At 36.0% G+C, this 22,186-nt stretch carries 21 protein-coding genes; 16 read left to right on the forward strand and 5 right to left on the reverse strand.

Features of this window, described 5'->3' with window-relative positions; all coding sequences use genetic code 11:
* The first annotated feature begins 1 nt into the window (after position 1).
* The 9 genes from U8526_RS04770 (at position 2) to U8526_RS04810 (ending at position 8,923) form a co-directional block, all read left to right on the forward strand.
* The gene (locus U8526_RS04770) at positions 2 to 802 is read left to right on the forward strand and encodes an FAD:protein FMN transferase (RefSeq protein WP_334340821.1); all 801 of its coding nucleotides are present in this window, start codon (positions 2 to 4) and stop codon (positions 800 to 802) included.
* Complete coding sequence (locus tag U8526_RS04775; RefSeq protein WP_334340822.1) at positions 780 to 2,069, forward strand: FAD-binding oxidoreductase; 1,290 nt, start codon at positions 780 to 782, stop codon at positions 2,067 to 2,069. The genes U8526_RS04770 and U8526_RS04775 overlap by 23 nt, the downstream gene beginning before the upstream one ends.
* A 230-nt stretch (positions 2,070 to 2,299) precedes the next feature.
* Positions 2,300 to 4,327 (forward strand): BglG family transcription antiterminator, encoded by a 2,028-nt coding sequence (locus U8526_RS04780; RefSeq protein WP_334340823.1) that lies wholly within the window; start codon positions 2,300 to 2,302, stop codon positions 4,325 to 4,327.
* Positions 4,328 to 4,334: 7 nt separating this feature from the next.
* A complete protein-coding gene (locus U8526_RS04785; RefSeq protein ID WP_334340824.1) occupies positions 4,335 to 4,973 on the forward strand; it encodes a bifunctional 4-hydroxy-2-oxoglutarate aldolase/2-dehydro-3-deoxy-phosphogluconate aldolase in 639 nt (212 codons plus the stop codon).
* A complete protein-coding gene (locus tag U8526_RS04790) occupies positions 4,970 to 5,446 on the forward strand; it encodes a PTS sugar transporter subunit IIA (RefSeq protein ID WP_334340825.1) in 477 nt (158 codons plus the stop codon). The genes U8526_RS04785 and U8526_RS04790 overlap by 4 nt, the downstream gene beginning before the upstream one ends.
* A gap of 20 nt (positions 5,447 to 5,466) precedes the next feature.
* Positions 5,467 to 5,760 carry a PTS sugar transporter subunit IIB gene (locus tag U8526_RS04795; protein WP_334340826.1) on the forward strand — a complete coding sequence of 98 codons (294 nt, stop codon included), beginning with the start codon at positions 5,467 to 5,469 and terminating at the stop codon, positions 5,758 to 5,760.
* A gap of 30 nt (positions 5,761 to 5,790) precedes the next feature.
* Positions 5,791 to 7,161: a PTS galactitol transporter subunit IIC gene (locus U8526_RS04800; RefSeq protein WP_334340827.1), complete on the forward strand. Its 1,371-nt coding sequence runs from the start codon at positions 5,791 to 5,793 to the stop codon at positions 7,159 to 7,161.
* Between the two features lie 21 nt (positions 7,162 to 7,182).
* Positions 7,183 to 8,328 carry a galactonate dehydratase gene (dgoD, locus tag U8526_RS04805; protein ID WP_334340828.1) on the forward strand — a complete coding sequence of 382 codons (1,146 nt, stop codon included), beginning with the start codon at positions 7,183 to 7,185 and terminating at the stop codon, positions 8,326 to 8,328.
* Positions 8,329 to 8,347: 19 nt separating this feature from the next.
* Positions 8,348 to 8,923 (forward strand): hypothetical protein, encoded by a 576-nt coding sequence (locus U8526_RS04810; protein ID WP_334340829.1) that lies wholly within the window; start codon positions 8,348 to 8,350, stop codon positions 8,921 to 8,923.
* Between the two features lie 57 nt (positions 8,924 to 8,980).
* Here U8526_RS04810 and U8526_RS04815 read toward each other — a convergent pair whose 3' ends face one another.
* A complete protein-coding gene (locus U8526_RS04815) occupies positions 8,981 to 9,874 on the reverse strand; it encodes an aldo/keto reductase (protein ID WP_334340830.1) in 894 nt (297 codons plus the stop codon).
* 135 nt (positions 9,875 to 10,009) lie between these two features.
* Here U8526_RS04815 and U8526_RS04820 point away from each other — a divergent pair, with 135 nt between their 5' ends.
* Positions 10,010 to 11,899, forward strand: coding sequence for a fructose-bisphosphatase class III (locus U8526_RS04820; RefSeq protein WP_334340831.1), 1,890 nt, complete (start codon positions 10,010 to 10,012; stop codon positions 11,897 to 11,899).
* A 425-nt stretch (positions 11,900 to 12,324) separates the two neighbouring features.
* On the opposite strand, the gene U8526_RS04825 is transcribed toward U8526_RS04820, so the two are convergent.
* Positions 12,325 to 13,653: a uracil-xanthine permease family protein gene (locus U8526_RS04825; RefSeq protein ID WP_334340832.1), complete on the reverse strand. Its 1,329-nt coding sequence runs from the start codon at positions 13,651 to 13,653 to the stop codon at positions 12,325 to 12,327.
* Positions 13,654 to 13,866: 213 nt separating this feature from the next.
* Between U8526_RS04825 and U8526_RS04830 the strand changes: the two genes are divergently transcribed.
* From U8526_RS04830 to U8526_RS04840, 3 genes are all read left to right on the forward strand, one after another.
* Positions 13,867 to 14,475, forward strand: a complete 609-nt coding sequence (locus tag U8526_RS04830; RefSeq protein ID WP_334340833.1) for a histidine phosphatase family protein — start codon at positions 13,867 to 13,869, stop codon at positions 14,473 to 14,475.
* 10 nt (positions 14,476 to 14,485) lie between these two features.
* Positions 14,486 to 15,196 carry a bifunctional demethylmenaquinone methyltransferase/2-methoxy-6-polyprenyl-1,4-benzoquinol methylase UbiE gene (gene ubiE / locus U8526_RS04835; RefSeq protein ID WP_334340834.1) on the forward strand — a complete coding sequence of 237 codons (711 nt, stop codon included), beginning with the start codon at positions 14,486 to 14,488 and terminating at the stop codon, positions 15,194 to 15,196.
* Between the two features lie 230 nt (positions 15,197 to 15,426).
* Positions 15,427 to 16,386, forward strand: a complete 960-nt coding sequence (locus tag U8526_RS04840; protein ID WP_334340835.1) for a LacI family DNA-binding transcriptional regulator — start codon at positions 15,427 to 15,429, stop codon at positions 16,384 to 16,386.
* A 1,033-nt stretch (positions 16,387 to 17,419) separates the two neighbouring features.
* Here U8526_RS04840 and U8526_RS04845 read toward each other — a convergent pair.
* Both U8526_RS04845 and U8526_RS04850 read right to left on the reverse strand, forming a co-directional pair.
* Positions 17,420 to 17,857: an Hsp20/alpha crystallin family protein gene (locus U8526_RS04845; RefSeq protein ID WP_334340836.1), complete on the reverse strand. Its 438-nt coding sequence runs from the start codon at positions 17,855 to 17,857 to the stop codon at positions 17,420 to 17,422.
* A 93-nt stretch (positions 17,858 to 17,950) separates the two neighbouring features.
* Positions 17,951 to 18,388, reverse strand: coding sequence for an Hsp20/alpha crystallin family protein (locus tag U8526_RS04850; RefSeq protein WP_334340837.1), 438 nt, complete (start codon positions 18,386 to 18,388; stop codon positions 17,951 to 17,953).
* Between the two features lie 169 nt (positions 18,389 to 18,557).
* Between U8526_RS04850 and U8526_RS04855 the strand changes: the two genes are divergently transcribed.
* From U8526_RS04855 to U8526_RS04865, 3 genes are all read left to right on the forward strand, one after another.
* Entirely contained in the window at positions 18,558 to 18,917 is a 360-nt protein-coding gene (locus U8526_RS04855) for a DUF488 domain-containing protein (protein ID WP_334340838.1), read from the forward strand.
* 27 nt (positions 18,918 to 18,944) lie between these two features.
* Positions 18,945 to 19,787: a helix-turn-helix domain-containing protein gene (locus U8526_RS04860; RefSeq protein ID WP_334340839.1), complete on the forward strand. Its 843-nt coding sequence runs from the start codon at positions 18,945 to 18,947 to the stop codon at positions 19,785 to 19,787.
* 207 nt (positions 19,788 to 19,994) lie between these two features.
* Positions 19,995 to 21,398, forward strand: coding sequence for an APC family permease (locus U8526_RS04865; RefSeq protein WP_334340840.1), 1,404 nt, complete (start codon positions 19,995 to 19,997; stop codon positions 21,396 to 21,398).
* Positions 21,399 to 21,412: 14 nt separating this feature from the next.
* Here the strand turns inward: U8526_RS04865 and U8526_RS04870 are convergent, their stop codons facing one another.
* Positions 21,413 to 22,165: a TerC family protein gene (locus U8526_RS04870; RefSeq protein WP_442886212.1), complete on the reverse strand. Its 753-nt coding sequence runs from the start codon at positions 22,163 to 22,165 to the stop codon at positions 21,413 to 21,415.
* Positions 22,166 to 22,186 lie beyond the last annotated feature (21 nt).

The raw sequence follows: 22,186 nt of genomic DNA on the forward strand, positions 1-22,186 counted from the left end.
AATGCAAGAAATTAAATATTTTTTCCCTAATAAAGTAATCAACCAAATGAATATTCCTTTTACAATTAAAATTGCCACCAATAATCCTGATGAAGTGGTAATGCAGGAACTGGAAGAGGTAACAGAGAAAATCGATAAACGGTTGGCTCAAATTGATACGGATTTTTCTCCATTCCGATATGATTCATTAGTTTCAAGATATCAACGGGGCGATAGGAGTCCTATCTTAGAATCAACTGACTTTCAAGCTATTTATGGCCAAACAATTTTGGCTGAACAAATGACTGATGGAATCTTCACACCATTTTTCGCTGGTCGTTACGATCCAACCGGATTAGTCAAAGGCTGGGCTATTGAACAAGTTTTTGATGAATATTTAAAACCATTGTTAGAGGACATCAATATTGACGGTGTATCACTCAATGGTGGTGGCGATATTAAATTTGCTACTAAAGATAAATCAAATTTCAATTGGGGAATTGGGATTGAAGATCCTGATAATCTCGAAAAAATTCTTGCTACTTACTATTTAAAAAATGGTGCTATTGCCACATCTGGTAACAGTAAGCGTGGAGAACATATTATTCGGAAGTATCCTAACGATACGAAACAGGTCACAGTAGTTAGTGACAGTTTAGTTGATGCCGATATTTGGGCTACTGTTGGTGTATCCGCTGGATTGGAAAAGTTTGCCGAGTTTGTTGAAGAGCATGATCTTTCTGGAATATTAATTGATGATAATCATTTACCTATAAGTTTTAATAAGGGGGCGGTCTCTAATGCTCAAGAGACACCGTTATAGTTATGGGATTTTTTGGCTAATTGCTATATTCTTAGTACCGTTGCCATTTCTGCAAACTTTATCAAATGGATTACCGATAATTTATCAAAGCGAATTTAGAGCTATCTACTATGGAATAATTGCCTATACTTGGATGTTATTTGCCATTTATCTGAGTACAAAGCCTAAGTGGTTGGATCGATTAGTCGGTTTACCAGAAATGTATATGGTTCACGGAATGTTGAGTATCGCAGCCATTGTTTTAGCTTACTTGCATAAAAGCGGCACCGTATCAACAGGCTGGATCAAAACGACAGGTGATTGGGCTTTTGACCTGTTTTTAGGCTTGATGATCTATTCGCTGATCTTTATGGCAGGCTGGTTAACAAATCGAGTTCCCCTTCTAAAAAAGATAAAAAGAAGTTTGGAAAAATTTTTTAAACACGAATTGTCAATTTGGATTCATCGTCTAAATATTGTGGCTGTAGTATTGGTTTTTATCCACGTACAATTGATTAGTTACGTGACTGCTATTAAGCCATTTATCTATCTATTCGATGCAGTCAGTGCGTTAGTTTTAGGACTTTACTTGTTCAGTAAATTTGTTAAACCATTAACTTATGAGCAAGGGATGTTAATCTCCAATCGAACCGTAGCTGATAACGTACAAGAATTGACCATCAGATTGCCACGAAGTTCGCATATTAAACTTTTAGCCGGAGACTATGTATTTATGGCATTTCCAGATTCTTCTGGACTAAAAGAGATGCATCCATTTTCAATTGCTAATACGCCAGATGAAAATAGAGAAATCGTGCTATTGATCCGTGGCGATGGTGACTTTACTAGAAAGTTAGCCGATGTACCTCTAGAGTCACGAGTGAATATTGATGGAGGATATGGCCGTTATCAAGCCTTTTTAAATGACCAACCTTCAGACGTAAACATTGTTATCCTAGCCGGAGGTATCGGTGTAACGCCGTTATTGTCGACAATAGCCGATAACTTGAATCGAAATATGACCATTTTCTATACAGCGCATCGTCAAGATGATTTGTTGTATTTGGATAAATTTGATCAATGGCAGCAACGAGATAATATCAATGGAACCATTCAAGTTGGCAGATTTAATGATGATCAAGTCTTGAATAATTTGCCGAAAGATTGGACCAAAAATACAGTATTTTTGATAGGCGGGCCTAGTTCAATGATGCACCACTGGAATCGTTTCTTGAAAAAGCACGGTGCCGGTAACGGTCAAATCTATTTTGAAGAATTTAGTTGGTAAAAAATAAACGAAAAAAGAAGCCAGAGAATCCAAGCAAGATTCTCTGGCTTTTTCTTTGTTTAAGGCGATTTTTGACTCTCACTCGTTCTTGTTGTTTTGATTGGAAAAAATTACAACAAGTTCAATTTTGTACACTGATTCCAAAATTGTAAGACAAAAGACGAAATGAAAGCGCGTTCCAATTTGCTATTTTCTGGTCTAATCTATAAGCGTGGAGCGGAGGTGAAACATTGGATGACAGGGAAACAGTTGTTTTAAAGCAAATAATTCATTTTCAAGTCAATAAGAGTTTTGAATTGGAACGTAAATTAAATTTAACACCTAGACAACTTTCTTATTCGTTGAAAAAAATAAATATTGAGTTAGACAGAAATAATTTGGCTTCGATTACCAGATCTAATGCAGGACAGTTTTTTATTCCTAATGAATCGAAAAGCTTTTTAGAAAAACAGATACAAAGTATTCCTGATACCAACAGATATTTTAATGAAAATCAACGAATGTATTTAACCATCTTGTACCTTCTCACAAGTGGGGAAATCGTATCGCTTGTTCATATATATGAGTTCTTAAATGTAAGTAAGACCACAGCTACTTCAGATTTAAAGAACGTTAAAAAGTATCTAAAAAAATACAGTTTAAAATTAATTTACTCAAGAAAAGATGGTTATAGAATAACCGGATCAGAATTAAAAGTTAAGCAAATTATAAATGAATTGGTTGCAACAATTTTACATTTTGAAGACGGAATGGAATTGATCGTAGAAATATCTAATATTTCGGTAGGCTCAATAATTCATTACACACATAAAATTGAACAGTATTTAAATATTACTTATTCAGATCAATCGTTTAATCAATTAGTTTATTCTCTGATGATTTTAATAGCTAGAAATCGTTCATGTCAGGTGTCAAAGGAACCATATTTCAAAGCAGATATTCGTGATACCAGTGAGTATGACTTTATTTCTAATGTAATTCCGGAGAAGTGGATCGCTAATAAGGATGATTATAAGTGGATTTTGTTGTTATTTATTTCAGCAAATACCGTTGAGGGACAGATTCAATATCAAAATTCTGATCTATTGGAAATAGTCCATGAAATGGTACAGCAGTTTGAGTCTTTGACATATGTGGAAATAAAAAATAAACCTGATTTTGAGAAAAGATTAGTGGCACATATTCAACCTATGATTTTGAGAATTAGGTATGGATTGCACCTAAAGGATTCTGGAATCAAATCAGCAGTAAAGAATGTTAAAAATCATCAAATGTTCGTTGATACAGTGAGTCAAATAGTAAAGCCTTTGGAAAAAGAATTAAAATCTAGCTTACCTAAAGATGAAATTGAGCTGATATCATTCTACTTTGGTTCTGAACTTGAGAATTGGAAACCAGAGGAGAAGAAAAGAGCAGCAGTTGTTTGTAGCAACGGGGTAATCGTATCTAGATTGATGTTTAAGAAGTTAAGAGAGATGTTTCCTGAAATCAGTTTTGTCTCAGCTTCCTCTGTTAGAGAATTTCAAAAGTTTAAGAATGATTTTGACATAGTTTTTACGACCGTACATTTAGAAACAGATTCTAGACAGTATATTATTCATCCAATTATGACTACAGATGAGTCATTGAATTTAAGATATCGCGTACTTAGAGATATTGGCTTTGGAAATTCCGAAGAAATGTTAGATGGAATAATGAATATTATTAGTCGCCATGGACAAATAGATGATGAGATTCAATTACGGAAAGAGATACAGTTATTTCTTTTAAGAGGTCAGGATGATGGAGTTAAAGAAAAAGAATATTTACCTGATTTATTAAGTTATATAAAGCCAGAATTTATTAGTTTCACTGATCAAACTCTTTCATGGACGGAAGCTCTGGAATTGGCAACGAGGCCACTTATGAAAAAGGGAATCGTAACTGATAAGTTTTTGAAACAAATCATCAAAGAGAGTTCATCAATGAGTAACTACAGTTATTTTGGAAAGAATATGGCCATTCCACATACCACTCCGGACATGGGAGTTAGTGGAAATGGATTTGGTTTTTTGATTAGTAAAAAGTCAATAAAATTTCCAAACAATGATGATGTTCATATTATTGTTCCACTGGCTGTAGGAGATACAACAAGTCATTTCAAAGCTGTAGAACAATTAGCCAATATTGCAGCTAATTCAAAGGCAATGAAGTCATTAATCAATGCAGATTCTAAAAATAAAGTAATTAATGAAATAAAAAGAAGAATTAAGGAGTGATTTATTTATGGATTTAAAGAATTATCCTAAATTTACAATCATTATGCGTGGTTATACTCAAGATCAAGCCATGACAATCATGGAAGCGATGGATGGTTTTGAAAATGATTTTGGTATAGAAGTGACAATGAATACTGAACATTGTCTTGACATCATTAGAGATGGATATCGTAAGTTTGGTAATAAATATCAGATTGGTGCCGGTACGGTTATGGACTTGGAAGATACCAAGAAAGCTATTGAAGCCGGTGCAAAATTTCTTTTAGGACCTCAAGCATTTACTAAAGAAATGATTGATTATGCACATGATCATGGAGTAGTGACAGTTCCTGCTGCAATGACTCCTACAGAAGTGACAGAGCTATTTGATAAGGGAGCAGATATTGTAAAGATTTTCCCTGCTTCGACAGTAAGACCAGATTATTTCAAGGCTATTCAAGCACCATTAGGTAAATTACCCTTAATGGCAGTTGGTGGTGTGTCTTTAGAAAATGCCGGTGAGTTCTTAGATAACGAATGTGATTATTTAGGAATGGGTTCGAAATTATTTAATAAAGAAGATATTAAAAATAAGAATATTGAAGGATTAGCCAATTCCTTAGCTACATTTGTTAAAGACTTTAAGAAAAGAGGAGCACTCGTTTGAAAGTAGATCTTGATTTAGATAAAAATTTATTTGTTCCACATTTAGAATCCAACGATAGCTCTGATGTTATTGAACGGCTTTCTTCACGGCTTTATGAAAGCGGTTACGTTAAAAAGGAATATATTAATGCAATAAAGAAAAGAGAGCTCGAATATCCCACAGGGTTGCCATCAGCAAGTCCCGCGGTAGCAATCCCCCATGCAGATTTCAACCTTGTTAATAAGACAACAGTGGCAGTAGCAACATTAAGTAATCCAGTAGATTTTCACGACATGGAGGATATCAAAAAAACAATTCCTGTTCAAATCGTTATTATGTTGGCTATTGGTGAGCCACATGGTCAAGTTGAAATGTTACAGAGAGTTGTTGGAATTATTCAAGATGAAAAATTGAGAAAAGATATTTTAAATGCCAATACTTCAGAAGAATTATTGAATCTAATTGAACCATCATTATTAGGAATTTTAAATTAAATATTTGGAGGAATTATATTATGTCAGCACGTATTTTAGTAGCATGTGGAAATGGAATCGCAACATCAACAGTTGTTGCTTCAAAGATTAGAAGTTTCATGGAAGATAAAGGATTACCTGTAGAAACAACACAGACTAAATTAATGGAAGTCCCAGGCAAAGTTGAAGGATTTGATTTATTGGTCACAACAGGGGAATTTGATGGAAAGACACACGGAGTACCTTACGTTAAAGGGATGCCAATCTTAACAGGTATTGGTGCAGATAATACATTTAATGAAATTTATGAAATCATCAAGAACAAAGAAGGCTAAGTAACTATTAATTATTAGGGGTGAATAAACATGCATATAATAATGGATGTCTTTAACTGGTTGATTGCTGCCGGACCGACAGTATTGCTACCAGTGATTATCACAATTATTGGTCTTATATTTGGATTAAAAATTACTCGTTCATTTAAATCTGGATTAACGCTTGGTATTGGTTTTGCTGGTATTAAACTGATTTTGGATTTTATGACAACTAATGTTGGACCTGCTGCCAAAGCGATGGTAGACAGGACTGGTGTACATTTGACCGCATTGGATGTTGGTTGGGGATCAATTGCTGCTGTTACATGGGCATCTCCAATTATTGCTATTTTGATTTTTGGAATTCTTTTAGTAAATATTGTTCTATTGATTTTAAAAAAGACACATACCCTAGATGTTGATATTTGGAATTATCATCATATGGCTATTGTCGGAGTAATGGTTTATTTCGTTACTAAAAACATTTGGCTAGGTATTGGTTCATCAATTTTAATGGCTTTGATTACTTTCAAACTAGCTGACTGGTCCCAGCCAATTGTTGAATCGTTCTTTGGAATTCCAGGGGTATCTTTGCCAACTGTTTCAGCCTTGTCATCATTGGTTATCGCTTGGCCTTTAAATTGGATTTTGGACAGAATTCCTTTTATGAGAAACAATAAATTCTCTATAAAAGATGCTCAAAAATATTTAGGATTCTTTGGAGATTCAATGATCATGGGATTAATTATCGGTATGGTCATTGGATGGTTAGCTGGATATGATCTAATGAAAGTTATGCAATTAGGTGTTTCAATGTCAGCTGTTCTGGTATTGATTCCAAAGATGACTTCATTGTTCATGGAAGGATTAATGCCAATTTCAGATGCTGCACAAAAATGGTCTGAAAAGAGATTCAAAGGTAGAAAACTATTTATTGGTTTGGATGCTGCCGTTGTCGTTGGTAATCAAGATGTTATTACTACAGCTTTGATTATCATTCCATTAACAATTGCAATGGCTTTAATTTTACCCGGAAATTCTGTTCTACCATTTGCTGATTTAGCTGTTGTTCCATTCAGAGTTGCTTTGGTTGTAGCACTTACGAATGGTAATTTAATCAAGAATATTATTATTGGACTAGTTGTAACGGCCTCACTTCTATGGTGTGGTACTGCGACTGCTCCAGTATTAACAGCAATTGCTAAATCCGTTGGTATTAAATTAGGAGCAAATTCACTATACATTAGTTCATTTGCTGCTACATCAATGATTCAAAGCTTCATTGTATACTTTGCATTCACATGGCATCCACTTATTTCTATACCAGTATTAATTATTGCTTTCGCCGGAATTTGGTACTTCTTTGACGGTGTAAAACATGTCAATAAGAATATGGAAATGCAAGATGCCGTAACTGACTAATAGATTAAGGGAGTAGATATTTTGAAAATTTCTGATATTAAAATTTATAAAGTAAAGCCACGTTGGATTTTTATTAAGATCTTAACTGATGAAGGCATTACCGGTTGGGGCGAAATGATTTCAGGAACTAAGACTGAAACAGTAGTGGCCGGTGCCGAAGAAATGGGTAAGAAGATTATCGGACGTAACCCATTTGAGATTGAACGTATTTGGCAAGAATTGCATCGTTCATTCTTTAGAGGTGGTCCTATTAATGGAACTATCATTTCAGGAATTGAAATGGCTCTATGGGATATTAAAGGAAAGGCTTTGAATGTTCCAGTTTATGAACTGTTAGGTGGAGCCGCTAGAGACAAGATCAGAGTATATTCATGGATTGGTGGAGACCGTCCTAGTGATGTAGCTAAACAAGCCAGAGAACGTGTTGATAAGGGATTTACTGCAATTAAAATGAATGCAACTTCAGAATTGCACTATGTTGATTCTTACAAGAAGGTTCAGGCAGTAGTTGATCGTGTTGCTTCAATTCGCGATGAAGTCGGAGATGATCTTGAAATTGGAATTGACTTCCACGGTCGTGTTCACAGACCAATGGCAAAAGTTTTGGCAAAGGCTTTGGAACCATATCATCCTATGTTCTTAGAAGAAGTTGTTTTACCAGAAAACTGGGAATCATTTGATGATATTGCTAGAGAAGTTTCGATTCCGTTAGCTACTGGTGAAAGACTCTACACACGTTGGGCCTTTAAGAATCTATTCAGACAAGGTGCAGTTGATATTGTTCAACCTGATGTAGCTATGTGTGGAGGTATCTTAGAAACTAGAAAGATTGCCGCTGAAGCGGAATCGTTTGATATGGCTTGTGCACCTCATGCACCATATGGACCAGTTTCATTGGCTGCAACTTTACAAGTTGATGCATGTACACCAAACGTGTTTATTCAAGAACAAAGTTTAGGCATCCACTATAATCAAGGATTTGATTTATTAGATTTTGTTAAGAACAAAGAAATCTTCCAATACAAAGATTCATATGTTCAATTACCTAAGAAACCAGGATTGGGTATTGAAATGGACGAAGATATGATTAAGGACGTTGCCCAACAAGGTTTGGTTTGGAGCAATCCTTCTTGGAAGAACTATGACGGTACAATTGCCGAGTGGTAATTAACAGGAGGTAACAATAATGGGAGAATCTATCATAATGATAGTTTTAATAGGTGCTTTGTTAGTGTTCGAATTTCAACAACAAGCATCAATTAAAATAAAAGCCAAGTCATCAAATATGAAATACTTAATAGCAATCGTTGCAGCAATATTAATCGTCGCTTTATTTTGGTCACACTCCATGCAATCAAATATAAAATTAGTTTTAATCGCTGTATTATTTGCTAGTGTCGCATTTTACAATCAGGGACTTGGAAATGATAAGGTCGTTACTTATGGTTCACTGTCAAAGGCGTCTGATTATGGTAGGTACGATCAAATTATTGTTGAACCTGTAAAAGAAGATACCATGGTGACCTTTGCATCCAAAAAAGGTGGTAGTTATTCTTTGATCTTTACGGCTAATGAAGAAGAAATTAGACATTTTATTCGTAAACGTGCCCCTAAAACTGTCAAAGTGTTAAGTGGCGAAGAATATCAAAGACAACTGGATGTTAAAAATAGGAAACATAGAAGCTTAGAATCTAAACAACTTGAAATGATTAGGAATAGACCCAATAGAAATAAATTTGTTGCGATCAGAAAAAAGAGCTAAGTAAAAAAATAAGCTAGAAAAATCCATAACAGATTTTTCTAGCTTATTTGAGTTAATTTACTTTTCTGAGTCGTCCCATTCTTCAACAGAATCAACGTAACCATCAGGGTTACCGCTCCAGAAGAAGTCACCATACCAAAGACTTCTCTTATCGTTATCGAAGCCGTTGATTTCTTTCATATCGGCATCACTTAATTCGAAGTCATAAACATCTGAATTTTGAACAATTCTTTCTTCGTGAACTGACTTAGGAATAGTAATAATACCATTTTGTAAGTCCCAACGAAGAATAACTTGAGCAACTGATTTGTTATACTTGTCAGCAATCTTCTTCAATCTAGCATCACCTAAAACAGAGCCACCACCAAGTGGAGACCATGCTTCAAGTAGAATATTGTTCTCGTCACAGAAGTTCTTGATATCAACTTCTTGGCAAAGGGGATGATATTCCATTTGATTTACGGCTGGTTTGATTGAACCGTTCTTAAGAATGTCCTTTAATCTTTCAATATTGAAGTTAGAAACACCAATAGCACGTGCTTTACCTTCTTTGTAGATTGTTTCCAATGCACGCCATGTATCCAAGTATGTGCCGTCTACTGGCCAGTGAATCAAGAGAAGATCTACATAGTCTGTTTGTAATCTCTTTAATTGACCTTCAAAGTTGTCGAGTGTTGATTGATAGCCTTGGTCGCCATTGAAAATCTTTGTTGTTAAAAAGATATCTTCACGTTTGAGACCATTATCTGCAAAGCCCTTTTGTAATCCTTCGCCAACACCAGCTTCATTACCATATTGTTTTGCAGTATCAATAGCTTTATAGCCGTGTTTCAAAGCCCATTGGACAGATTGGGAAGCACCCGTATTGTTTACTTTCCAAACACCCATACCTAATTGGGGCATTTCAACACCATTATTCAAAGTTACAGTAGAATCCAATTTTAAATTCATATTCTAACCTCCTATAAGTATAATTTTAACTCAAATATAACTGGGATACTTGGAATATTGCACATCGTTTGGTATAGTTCAATTTGAATGCGCTATCATTAATATAGAACGCATTGCCTTTGGGGGAACATATTAATGAGGAATAAATTTACAAATACAGTCGAAAACGAAAATGAAATCAAATCTAAAATTATTAATTTATCTGCTACACTAAATTTGCCAAAGGGGACAGAAGCCTTTATCAGCGACGTCCATGGTGGCTATGACCGCTTCTCACATATAATGCGAAGTGGTGCTGGTAATATCAGTAAAAAGGTGTCAGAAGTCTTCTCTGGTAAGTTGATGCCGGTCAATCAAATGAAGTTATCCTGTTTGATTTATTATCCATCAGAGGTCCTAAAAGAGACGAAAAATAAGATTACTGATGCGGACGAATTAGAGCAATGGTATATGGACTCTTTCAACAATTTGATTGAAATGTTGCGTTATGTGGCTAATAAATATCCTAAAGATCTTGTGCAAAAAGCTATCCAACCGGATTTTTGGAATATTACTGAGAACCTATTAATGATCGACACTAATTTCAAAGATAAACGTCTCTACTATCAAGGTTTATTGTCGAGTATTGAACGTCTGAATATGGCTGATGATTTTATCATTGCTATCAGTCATGCAATTCAGCGGTTGGCTATTGAACGAATTCATATTGTCGGAGATATTTACGATCGAGGCTCACATCCCGATTACGTGATTAATTATTTGATCAATCACTGGCAAAATTTTGACATTGAATGGGGTAATCACGATATTCTGTGGATGGGAAGCATGGCCGGATCAAAATTGTGCATGCTTAACTTAATTCGGATTTGTGCTCGATATGACAATCTGAAATTATTGAACGAAGCCTACGATATTGATATGACTTCAATGATCAAGTTGGCTCGTCACAGTTATCGTCCTTTACCAAATTTTGATCCTAAAGTCGATTTAACCCAAATATCAGAAGAAGATCGTATGACCGATAATTGTGTTCAGCAAGCTGCCGCCATCATGCAATTTAAGCTTGAAGGACAAGCAATCAAACGTCGTCCAGAATTTGAAATGGATGACAGACTATTATTAGACAAATTGAGTCAAGATAAGAAATCAATTACGATTAATGACAAAGAATATCCGATTGATAATGGCTGCTTCCAGTTAGTTAATCCTGGAAATCCATATCAAATATCACATCCCGAACAAGTAGTTTTGATCGATTTGATCAATCAGTTTATCCACTCCAGTAAGCTAAATGAGCACATGTGGTTCATGTACGATAATGGCGCAATGTATGTGAAACATAACGGTAACCTCTTACTCCATGGCTGTGTACCAACGGATGAACAGGGTAACTTTGTTAAGTGGCAGATCGATGGACGCAAATATTTAGGTAAAGATTTGAGCGATTATTTCCAAATTATTTTACGGGATGCAATGCGCCATCCAACAACAGGAGACTGCTTTAATTCCGATGTATTATGGTATCTCTGGTGTGGTAAAGATTCGCCACTATTTGGAAAAGATAAGATGACTACATTCGAACGTTACTTTATTGACGACGAAGACCTGCAAAAAGAAACCCTGAATCCTTTTTATGAATTACGCAAGAAAGAATGGTTCGCTGACAGAGTTAAAGATGAGTTCGATATCGAAGAAGAGGGCCATATAATTATTGGACATACACCAGACGAAAACGAAGAGAATCTTCCCATTATGTCGAAAGGAAAGATAATTCAAGTCAACGGTGGACGACCAAAGATGGAACATAACGGTGGATTCACATTATTGTACGATTCTTATGGAATGCAGTTGTTACAGTTGAAACCATTTATTTCCCTATCAACATCATTGAAAGATTTAAACGATGTAATTTTGAAACGAAAGATCGTTGAGAATTCAGTTGAACGAAAAGTAGTCATGGATACAGACCGTGGCGATAAGATAAAACAAAGAATAGCCGATCTGTCCGCAGAGCTAAATGATTAGAGAGCGTAGCAGGGGCGCCCAGCTCCCGAGGATCAAGACTACTATCTCAGTCAGCAGCGAAGCGCTGGCAGAGATAGTTGACTTGACCGGAAGGAGTTGCCCCTGCGAAGCTCGTTTTAGGTAGAGAGTGGAACAAGCCGCTTAGATTCTGAGCATTTGCAGGACTTTGCGAATTGACTGCGGAGCAGGCAGTTCGTGAAGTCAGGCAAAGCACAGGAATCTGGCTTGTGGAACTCGTTTCCACTATAAAGCATAGACCAGTGGTTATTTAGAGTAGGAACAAGGACATCTATAAAACATAGACCAATGGTTATTCCAAAATAGAACCACAACCCCAAAAAAGCCCAATGCAGCAACTATCCCACAAAAGGAATAGCAGCCAACATTGAGCTTTTTAATTTACATCAATTACAGAAGAGAACCAATTAAGCGTCCTCTTTTTTCTTCCAATCATCTTGTTTTTCATCCCAGTTTTCTGAGAGAGCATGTTTAGGAAGAATCAAGTTAAGAACGATACCAACAACTGTGGCAACACCAACTCCAGTGAATTGGAAGGAGCCCATTTGAAGATAAGCATTACCAATACCGATAACAAGGATAACAGAAGCAATCATTAAATTACGTTTTTCATTAAAGTCAACTTTGTTATCAACCAAGATTCTCAAACCACTTGATGAGATAACACCGAAGAGCATGAAACTGATACCACCGATTACAGGTCCGGGGATAGTTTGGATCAGGGCACTTAACTTACCAACAAATCCGAACAAGACAGCGAAGACAGCGGCACCGATAACAACGTAGACACTGAAAATCTTATTAACAGCCATAACACCAATATTTTCACCGTATGATGTGACAGGAGGACCACCAAGGAAGGCAGCCACGATTGAAGCTGTACCATCACCAGCTAGAGTTTTGTGCAGGCCAGGATCTTTGAAGAAATCACGATTAGTTAATTCATCTAGCACCATGATATGACCCAAATGTTCGGCCATCGTGACAAAGGCAATTGGGGCAAAACTCAGAATTGCACCCCAGTAGATTTGATGAGGCATGTAGTTAGCAAACATAATATCAAAAGCTGGTAGTTTGAACCAAGGCGTTGTAGCAACCTTAGAAAAATCAACGATACCGCAGAAGACGGAGAGAATGTAGCCTCCGACGATACCTAGAAGAATAGCAATGTTACTCCAGAAACCGCGAAGATACATGTTTAAAAGCACAGTTAGAAATAGAGTGAACATAGCGATTCCAAAATACTTCAAGTCATAATGTGAACCATTCATCATGGCATTGTCAGCGGCACTTCCGGCAACAGACATACCAATAACAACGATAATAGGTCCAACAACGATAGGTGGTAAAGCTTTATCGATCCAGTCAGAACCGGCAAAACCAACGATAATAGAAACAATCAAGTATACACAACCAACGGCAATGGTACCTTGAGCGACACCTGGATAACCGACCGTTTTCATCAGCGAAACCATTGGAACAATGAAAGAAAAACTAGAACTCATATAAGCTGGAATTTTTCTGTGTGTGATCAAAATGTGAAGCAAAGTTCCGACACCGGAACTGAATAAGGCAATACTTGGATCCAAGCCTACCAATAAAGGCACTAGGACAGTGGCACCAAACATTGAGAATAAGTGCTGTAATGATAAGAAAGCCCAACTGCTTAATGGTGGCTTTTCATAGACATCCAAAACGGCGTCTGGATTACGATATTGTTCTTCGTCTTTACTCAAAAAAACATCCCCTTAATATTTTTTTTGCAAAAAAATAGTCCTTTACCCCGTGTATGCGAAATAAAAGACTGAACGTGTTTCCTTATTAGCCTCACGGGACCAAAATTTAAAGGATCATTTATTTAATTACACTTAATATAATTGAGTTGCATTGTAAAGTCAATAATGAAATACTAAAAGGAGAATTTAAGCGGTAACAAAGAGGAGATTTTTATGGTTGAATTATATATTGTAAGACATGGTGAAACGGACACTAACTTTGAAGCTCGAATCAACGGAATGTCTACTGACAAGCCCCTAAATGCCAAAGGTATCAAGCAAATTGAGGAATTAGAAAAACATATTGATATCACTGATTTTGATGAAGTTTATGCAAGTCCAATGAAGCGTGCATTGCAAACAGCTGAAATTTTAAATCAAGGAGCTCACGAAATTCAACAGGACAAACGCCTAGTTGAAGCTGACTATGGTTCATGGGATGGCTTAAAAGAGGAAGAATTGATCGTTGAACATCCTGATGCTTTCGACGAAAATAAATATTTACTACCAAATTACACTAAATATGCGGTCAACGGTGAAGAGTACGCTGACGTCTATAAACGTGTCGAAGATTTCATGAATGATATGGCTAAAAAAGGTGACGAGAAAATTTTGGTAGTTTGCCACGGATTTGTTAGTCGTGCATTTGTCAAAGTTACAACTGGCGCAGAAGATATTTCAAGTATCATTCAACCTAACAATGGTGGTGTATCGAAGTATATGGTTTCTGCTAGCGGCAAGAAATATCTCATGTATTATGGACGTTTAAATAATATCGACTAGAGGTAAGACTATGAGTCTGACTAATAAAGTTCCCGAAAAGGATGTTCAGAAGACTTTTAATAATATTGCGGGAAACTATGATAAATTAAATTCCATTATGAGTTTAGGAACTCATCAAAAGTGGCGTAAGAAAGCAACTATTAAAATCGTTAACCGTCCCCAAAAGATTTTAGATCTTTGTTGTGGGACAGCCGATTGGTCCATTATGTTGGGTCAAAGATTTAGTCATGCACAAATTGTGGGTGTCGACTTCAGTCAAGAGATGCTCAAATTGGCACAACAAAAAGTTGCTAACTCCAAACTAACTAATGTCATCTTGGAAACTGGTGATGCCATGCAATTAAATTTTGCCGATAACAGTTTTGATGCTGTTACGATTGGTTTCGGTTTACGAAATGTTCCAGATGCCAATAGGGTATTGCGCGAAATCTATCGGGTTTTGAAACCTGGTGGACAGTTGATTTGTTTGGAAGCCTTTAAAGTGGAAACACCTATCGTCAAAATTGGTTGGAAATTGTATTTTAATAAATTAATGCCTATCATGGGCAAAGTTTTTGCTAAGAATAAATCTGATTATCAATACTTGGATGATTCAGTTAATCGTTTTGTCAGTATCAAACAATTGTGCCAGATGATGCAGGATGCTGGATTCAAAGACATTGAAGTTACCGATTTAATGATGAAAGCAGCAGCTATTCATTCAGCAATTAAGAGTATTTAGACAAAACAAAAAGAACACCCGGGGAAGGTGTTCTTTTATTTTTTAGGGGATTAAATATATATGTTATAGGGGGGATGAGATGAGATATCTCTCATCTACAAGTAATACTATAACCAATAAGTGTGAACCAATTATATTGAAAATGTGAAGAATTTGTGAAGTTCTACTTTTTTAGAATTATAGAATTATTAGTGCTGTAGCAAGCTAACAATCAAAAAGGGGTGCGTAAAATGTCAAATATCAGAGATGTCGCCAAACTATCTGGTCATTCAGTTTCAACAGTTTCACGAGTTATTAATAACCAAAGTTACGTTGCCACAGATACCAAAAACGAGATCCTCAAGGCCATGAAGGAACTGAATTATCATCCCAATGACATTGCCAGAGCCCTAAGTACTGGTAAAACTTACCGTATTGGCGTCGTTATGCCATACAGTAATCACCCATATTTCCAGAAGTTAGTTTCAGCAATCACTCAGGCCGCCTTCAAAGAGGACTATCAAGTGACGTTACTACCATCGCATTATAACGTTAAAAGTGAAATTAAATATTTAGAGATGTTGAAACATCAAGCATTTGATGGCTTGATTTTTACTTCCCGAGCAATTTCATTTGAAAAAATAGCTGAGTATCAAAAGTACGGTTCAATCACATGTTGTGAAGATACATTAGAATATTCAATATCGTGTGCCTACACTGACCGAGAAAAATCGTATGTTGATGGATTCAAATTATTGAAGAAATTAAATTTTCAACATATAGGCGTTACAATCAGCCGTAACGAACAAACAAGCCGCAGTGCTAAATTAACTGTAGCTTCCTACCAAAAAGTATTTGGCAAAGATTGTCCAGAAAAATTGCTAGTGAGGAATATGCAGTTTTTCAAAGACGGAATTAGAGCAGCCAAGGAATTGACGACAAATAATTCAGATTTAGATGCTATTCTTGCCAATGGCGATCAAGTTGCGGCTGGAATTATTTATCAATTGAATAAATTAAAAATAGATATTCCCGTTATTGGACAAGAGAATTTGGATTATAGTTACTTGATGAACTTTTCAACGATTGATCATAAATTAAGTGAGATTGGTGAGTATGCTTTTTGGTCCATTTTTGAAAAAGAGGTAGTGAAGAAATTGATTCCTTCCGAATTTATTCTTCGAGGTTCATTATTAGAAAAAAATAAGTAAAAATAAAAAACACCCTTTTTTTGGAAAGGGTGTTTTTCTAGGGGATTAAATATTGTTTATAGGGGGGAGATGAGAGAAGAGTATACGCTCTTGTCTACAGTTTATATGTTGGCTTATCAGAAATTTATAGTTGTTCGTAAATCATAAAACGTTTTGGATAGCCCATTATTGATAAGTCTTTTTATATTTTTATAAATTCTTTGTCCTTTTGTAACTCTTAAAGTTACATCCCATGAGAGCAGAAAAAACTACTCTGCAAGGAATAGTATATCGTATTTTACGTCCAACTACTACCAACTGATACGTAAAAGACAATAAAAAAAGTACCTCGGGGAAAGGTACTTTTTATTTAGGGGATTAAATATATATATGTTATAGGGGGGTGAGAAAAGGGATTACTTATATCTCTCATCTACAATTTATATAATACTCAACCTTTATGAATTAAATATTTATAAAATGTGAAGATTTTGTGAATTTGTATAAAAATTCCTATTTTAGGATAGTGAATGTGGTGGATGCCGTCGTCCGAAAAATCTGTGTGGGCCGCTGGAACGTGGCGGACGCGGCTTGAAGCTAATAATTTTGCACTTCGCGCAAAATTATGGATCTCCAAGTCCGGTCTTCTACTAACCTTGCTTCGCAAGCTAAGTAGAATTTCGCCACTGAGGGCCCACACAGATTTTTCGGACGACTAGATTTGTTTCTTAATTTGATTCTTGGAAATTGATGCTGTATCTATTAACCATAAAAAGGACATTTACAGTCTGTGAATGTCCTTTTGAAATCAAACTATTTTATCAATCAAAAAATTGAAATGAAATTTAGTCTGGAGCAAGAATTGGGAATGCATTCAGCCATGAAATTATTGTTACCGGCTTTGCCGGTTACAATAAGGCCGACTTTGGAAATCCATTATTTTGCACGAAGTGAAAAATAATTAGTTCCAAATCGTGCCCATGGCGTTCCAATGCATTCCCAATTCTTGTGGAAGACGGGATCATAATCTATCCCCTGTCTTAACCATCAAAACCTACTCAATATCAATATGGTGCTCTGAGTTAGATTTCTCTTCTAACTTAGGGAGGATAACTTTCAAGACACCATTATCGTAGTTGGCTTTGATATTCTCAACCTCAGCTGCTGGCAAATGGTATTGTCTCATGAAACGACCACTTGAACGTTCGGACATGATCATATCGCCGTTCTTATCATTATGATCATTGAAACTGTCACGGTGTCCACTGACTGTCAAAACATCATCTTGATAATTAATATCAATGTTCTTCTTATCAAAGGCAGGCATATCAATATGTACTTGATAATCCTTGTCTGTTTCCTTGATATCAGTCTTCAAATTTGAACCTTCAAGAGCATTGTCTTCAAATAATGATGGAAAACTGTTCATCCATTTGTCTCCATTGAAAAAGTCTCTCATTAAATTGTTACGATTTGTAATTTCATTTACCATAAATACTTACTTCCTTTTTAATTAAATAATTCACTTGTTGGCACTCGATATGATGGAGTGCTAATTGAATTTCAAAAAAATAAGCTTAAAACTTTAGTCGATTTCGATGTGATGTTCGGAGTCAACTTCCTTATTTACCTTTGGAAGGGTAATTTCCAAAACACCTTTGTCATATGTAGCTTTGATATTATCTTGGTCAACTTGTGGCAATCTGTATTGTCTCATGAAACGGCCGCTTGAACGCTCAGACATGATCACGTCGCCATCTTTATCATTATGATCGGTGAAACTGTCACGGTGACCACTGATTGTTAGAACATTGTCATTGTAAGTGATATCAATGTCTTTCTTATCAACTGCTGGAAGATCAACGTGTACTTCATAATTTTGATTATTTTCTGTAATATCTGTTTTTAATGTTGAATCTTCTGGGAAATTATTGTCAAATATAGATGGAAAATTATTCATCCAAGAGTCACCATTGAACCAGTTTCTCATTAAATCGTTACGATCCATAATTTCATTTGCCATATCTCGTTACTTCCTTTCCCTTCATTACAAATACAGTATAGAACCTGAATTTTGGAAGTTCAAGAATTTAGCACTCTTAATTGTCGAGTGCTAATTTTGGCAAAAAGTAAGTAAAATGTAACCGTATATTATGTGATACAATTAACTTGGTAAAGAAGAGGATGTTAAAATGACTAAATTAGTTATGAAACGTATTTACGACAAGGACCTACCAGCAGGGTATCGGGTTTTGGTAGATCGACTTTGGCCACGTGGCATGTCTAAAGTACGTGCAAACCTTGATTTATGGGCAAAAGAGATAGCCCCATCAGCAGAATTGCGTAAATGGTTTGGACATGATCCAGAAAAATATTTAGAGTTCAAAAATAAATATTTGGATGAGATTAACAATAATCCATATACAAAAGATTTTTTAAAGGCCTTAAAAGAGGCTCTTCAGACACAGGATGTACTGATATTATATAGTGCAAAAGATGAAGAACATAATGACGCTGTAGTGCTAATGGAATATCTAAATTCAAATATTTAAATATTGTAGATTGGTTGGCTAACAATTATGGAAGAATTTGATTTGCAGTCTTTATTATCTAGTAGTGATAAGTTATTGATCCATCTGTTGCAATCATATGCACAGACTAATGATATAGCTATTTTTGTGTTGAACAATGAGGATCATTTACAGGCTGGAATTTTTGGTAAGCTAACAAAAAAGAGTGAACTGACGAAGGCGAATAAAATAAAAGATTTGTCAAAGTTGAGTGTCAATAAATATAAGTATGATATGGAGTACGCCGATGCCCCATTACGAATAGCTGTGATCAACCAACGGATAGGCAAGATTGGAGTTGCTCGGGATACAATTAACTCTGATCCGAGTAATATCGTGGTAATGCAAAAGCTGAGGCAACAGGCTGAGTACTTACGATACTTATTCGAAAACGTTTCTAAATTGATCATCAAAGAGAGAGGTATTGATGATTTTATCATTAAATATTCGTTGGATGTCGATGAGGCCATTGATGATCTTGATAATGATGAGAGTGGCGCATTGAAAAGAATCAGACACTTGTCGACTTCAAACGAATCAATCATTTCTGCAATTGAATTTATTGATAATAATTTAGATAAGCGCCTGACACTGGATCAGGTCGCAGGAAAAGTCTATTTGTCAGATTATTATTTCAGCAAACTGTTTAAGAGGGAAACAGGTTTGAGTTTTTCAGTATATTTAAATGCTCGGAAGATTCAAAAAGCGATGATTCTACTAAAAGAGTCAGATGATAGCATTAATGAAATTTCAGATGCACTCGGTTTTACGAGATTGAGTTATTTTAGTCAGACCTTTAAAAAGTATACCGGCTATGCACCAACAAAATATCGTATTGACGGCAAAGATTGATAGCAAAAATGTAGGAGGGACATCTATTACTTGATGTTTTCCTACATTTTTTTGTTTGGCTAATCATTATTTTTATGTGTAAGCGACAACTATACTTGTGTATAGGATTAGTATACAAATAATCTTTTTTTATGAAAAAAATTGTAGTAAAATTTAGGCTTAATGTAAATTACTGTTCTATTTTAGGTAATTTAAGGAGCGATATTTATGAAGAATGTCTTTAAAAAAGAATCCGTCGACACATATATCAAAGCGGATTCGAGACTAACAAGAAGTTTAGGTGCAAGAGATCTCTTGTCACTTGGGATTGGAGCTGTAATCGGAACTGGTATTTTCATCTTACCAGGACATGAAGCGGCGTTACATGCTGGTCCAGCAGTAGCAATTGCCTTCTTGATTGCAGCGTTAGTTTCCGGATTAGTCGGCATGGCTTATGCGGAGTTTTCTTCGGCAATGCCTGTCGCAGGTTCGGCTTATTCATTCGGTTGTATCATTTACGGTGAAATAGTCGGCTGGATTCTAGGTTGGGCTTTAATTTTGGAATACTTCTTAACTGTTTCCGCAGAAGCAGTTGGTTTTGCATCCTACTTTAACAACAATATTTTGGGAGCTTTTGGAGTACATCTACCAAAGTTCTTGTCAGCAGGTCCCATGGAAGGTGGCGGAATCAACATTTCTGCGACGCTAATCGTTTTGTTGATAGCAATCATAATTTCTCATGGTGCCAGTCTTTCTAAGAAAGTCGAAAACGTGGCTGTTGTTATTAAGGTAGCGATTATCGTACTTTTCGTTGTGGTCGGTTTCTTCTATATTAAGACCAGCAATTATGTGCCATTTTATCCTAAAGAATTCCACACATCGCCATTTGGATTAGGTGGAATTTCCACAGCCTGCGCCACTGTCTTCTTTGCTTTCGTTGGATTTGATGCATTGGCAGCCAATTCAGCGGAAACCATTAATCCTAAGAAGGATATGGTTAAAGGGATTTTGGGAACAGTTATTGTCGCAGTGATCTTGTACGTTTCCTTCTCACTTGTTTTGACCGGAATCGTTAATTATAAAGACTTAAATGTTGATGATCCCGCAGCTTATGCGTTGAAAGTCGTACATCTGGATACTTGGAATAAACTGATTACCATTGGAGCCTTAGTCGGTATCTTCACATCATTGTTGACGATGTTCTTTGGTGGCTCTCGTCTAGTTTATGCTTTGGGCCGCGATGGTTTATTGCCTAAAAAGATGGGTGAAGTAGACTTCAAATACTCAGTTCCAAAGAATGCAATTTTAGTAGCGACAGTCGTTCAAGCATTCTTTGCCGGATTAGTTCCGTTAACAGAACTAACATCATTGATCAACGCCGGAACCTTATTGGCTTTCGTCTTTATTTCTTTTGGTATTATTCCGTTACGCCATCGTAAGGACATTCCTAACAATGGATTCAAAATGCCTTGGTATCCATTCCTACCAATTTTTGCCGGAATAGCAAGTTTGTACTTCTTATTGATGTTACCAGCTATTTTCAAAATTAGTGTTGGAGTTTGGATCTTAATTGGAATTGTTGTTTACTTCACTTACAGTTTGAAACATTCTAAATTACAGAATAAAAAATAGCTTCCTGACGGAGGCTATTTTTTATTGCTCTTGGGAGCTCTATTATTGTTGATAACATGAATAATTAGGGTAACGATGATAGCACCGATTAAAACGCCTACGAAGACTAGATTAGGTATTTCGATATCAATTGCCGGGATCGACAAGAATAATTTTACCGAAATGAACATAATCAGGAAGTAAGCCATTCCGTTTAATTCTGGGATCTTGCTCATTAAGCCCATAATCAATTCGGCGATCCCTCTCATGGCTAAGATACCTATCATACCACCAATTAGAACGATTACTGGGTTGCTAGAAATGGCAAGAGAAGCTAAAACTGAGTCGATTGAGAAGACAATATCCATCAACTCAATTGAAATAACAACTTGCCAGAATTTGGAAATGTGTAGGTGCTTTTCAAACATGTTTTCCTTTTTAGGTTCAGTTGGAACTTCCACTTTTTTATTCTTACTGAAAAAGAAATGGTTCAAGAAGAGATAGAATAGGTAAGCAGCACCGAAGACTTTGATCCACCAGAAATTAATCAGGTAAACTCCGACACCGATAACTAAAAATCTAAAAATGTAAGCACCAAAAAGTCCGTAGAATAATGACTTCTCCTGTTCCACTTTGTTAGGTAGTGACTGTGTTTGGGCAGCTAAAACCACCGCATTGTCGACTGACAACATACACTCCATGACTACCAATGATAAGATAACTAACCAATCTTCCCCCGATTCAATAACGGTTGCCCAGTTATGAAGATCAAAGAATGGACCATACATATTTACTAATGCATTCAATCA

This window comes from Companilactobacillus sp. HBUAS56275 (assembly GCF_036913655.1).
In the GTDB taxonomy this organism is placed as follows: Bacteria; Bacillota; Bacilli; order Lactobacillales; family Lactobacillaceae; genus Companilactobacillus; species Companilactobacillus pullicola.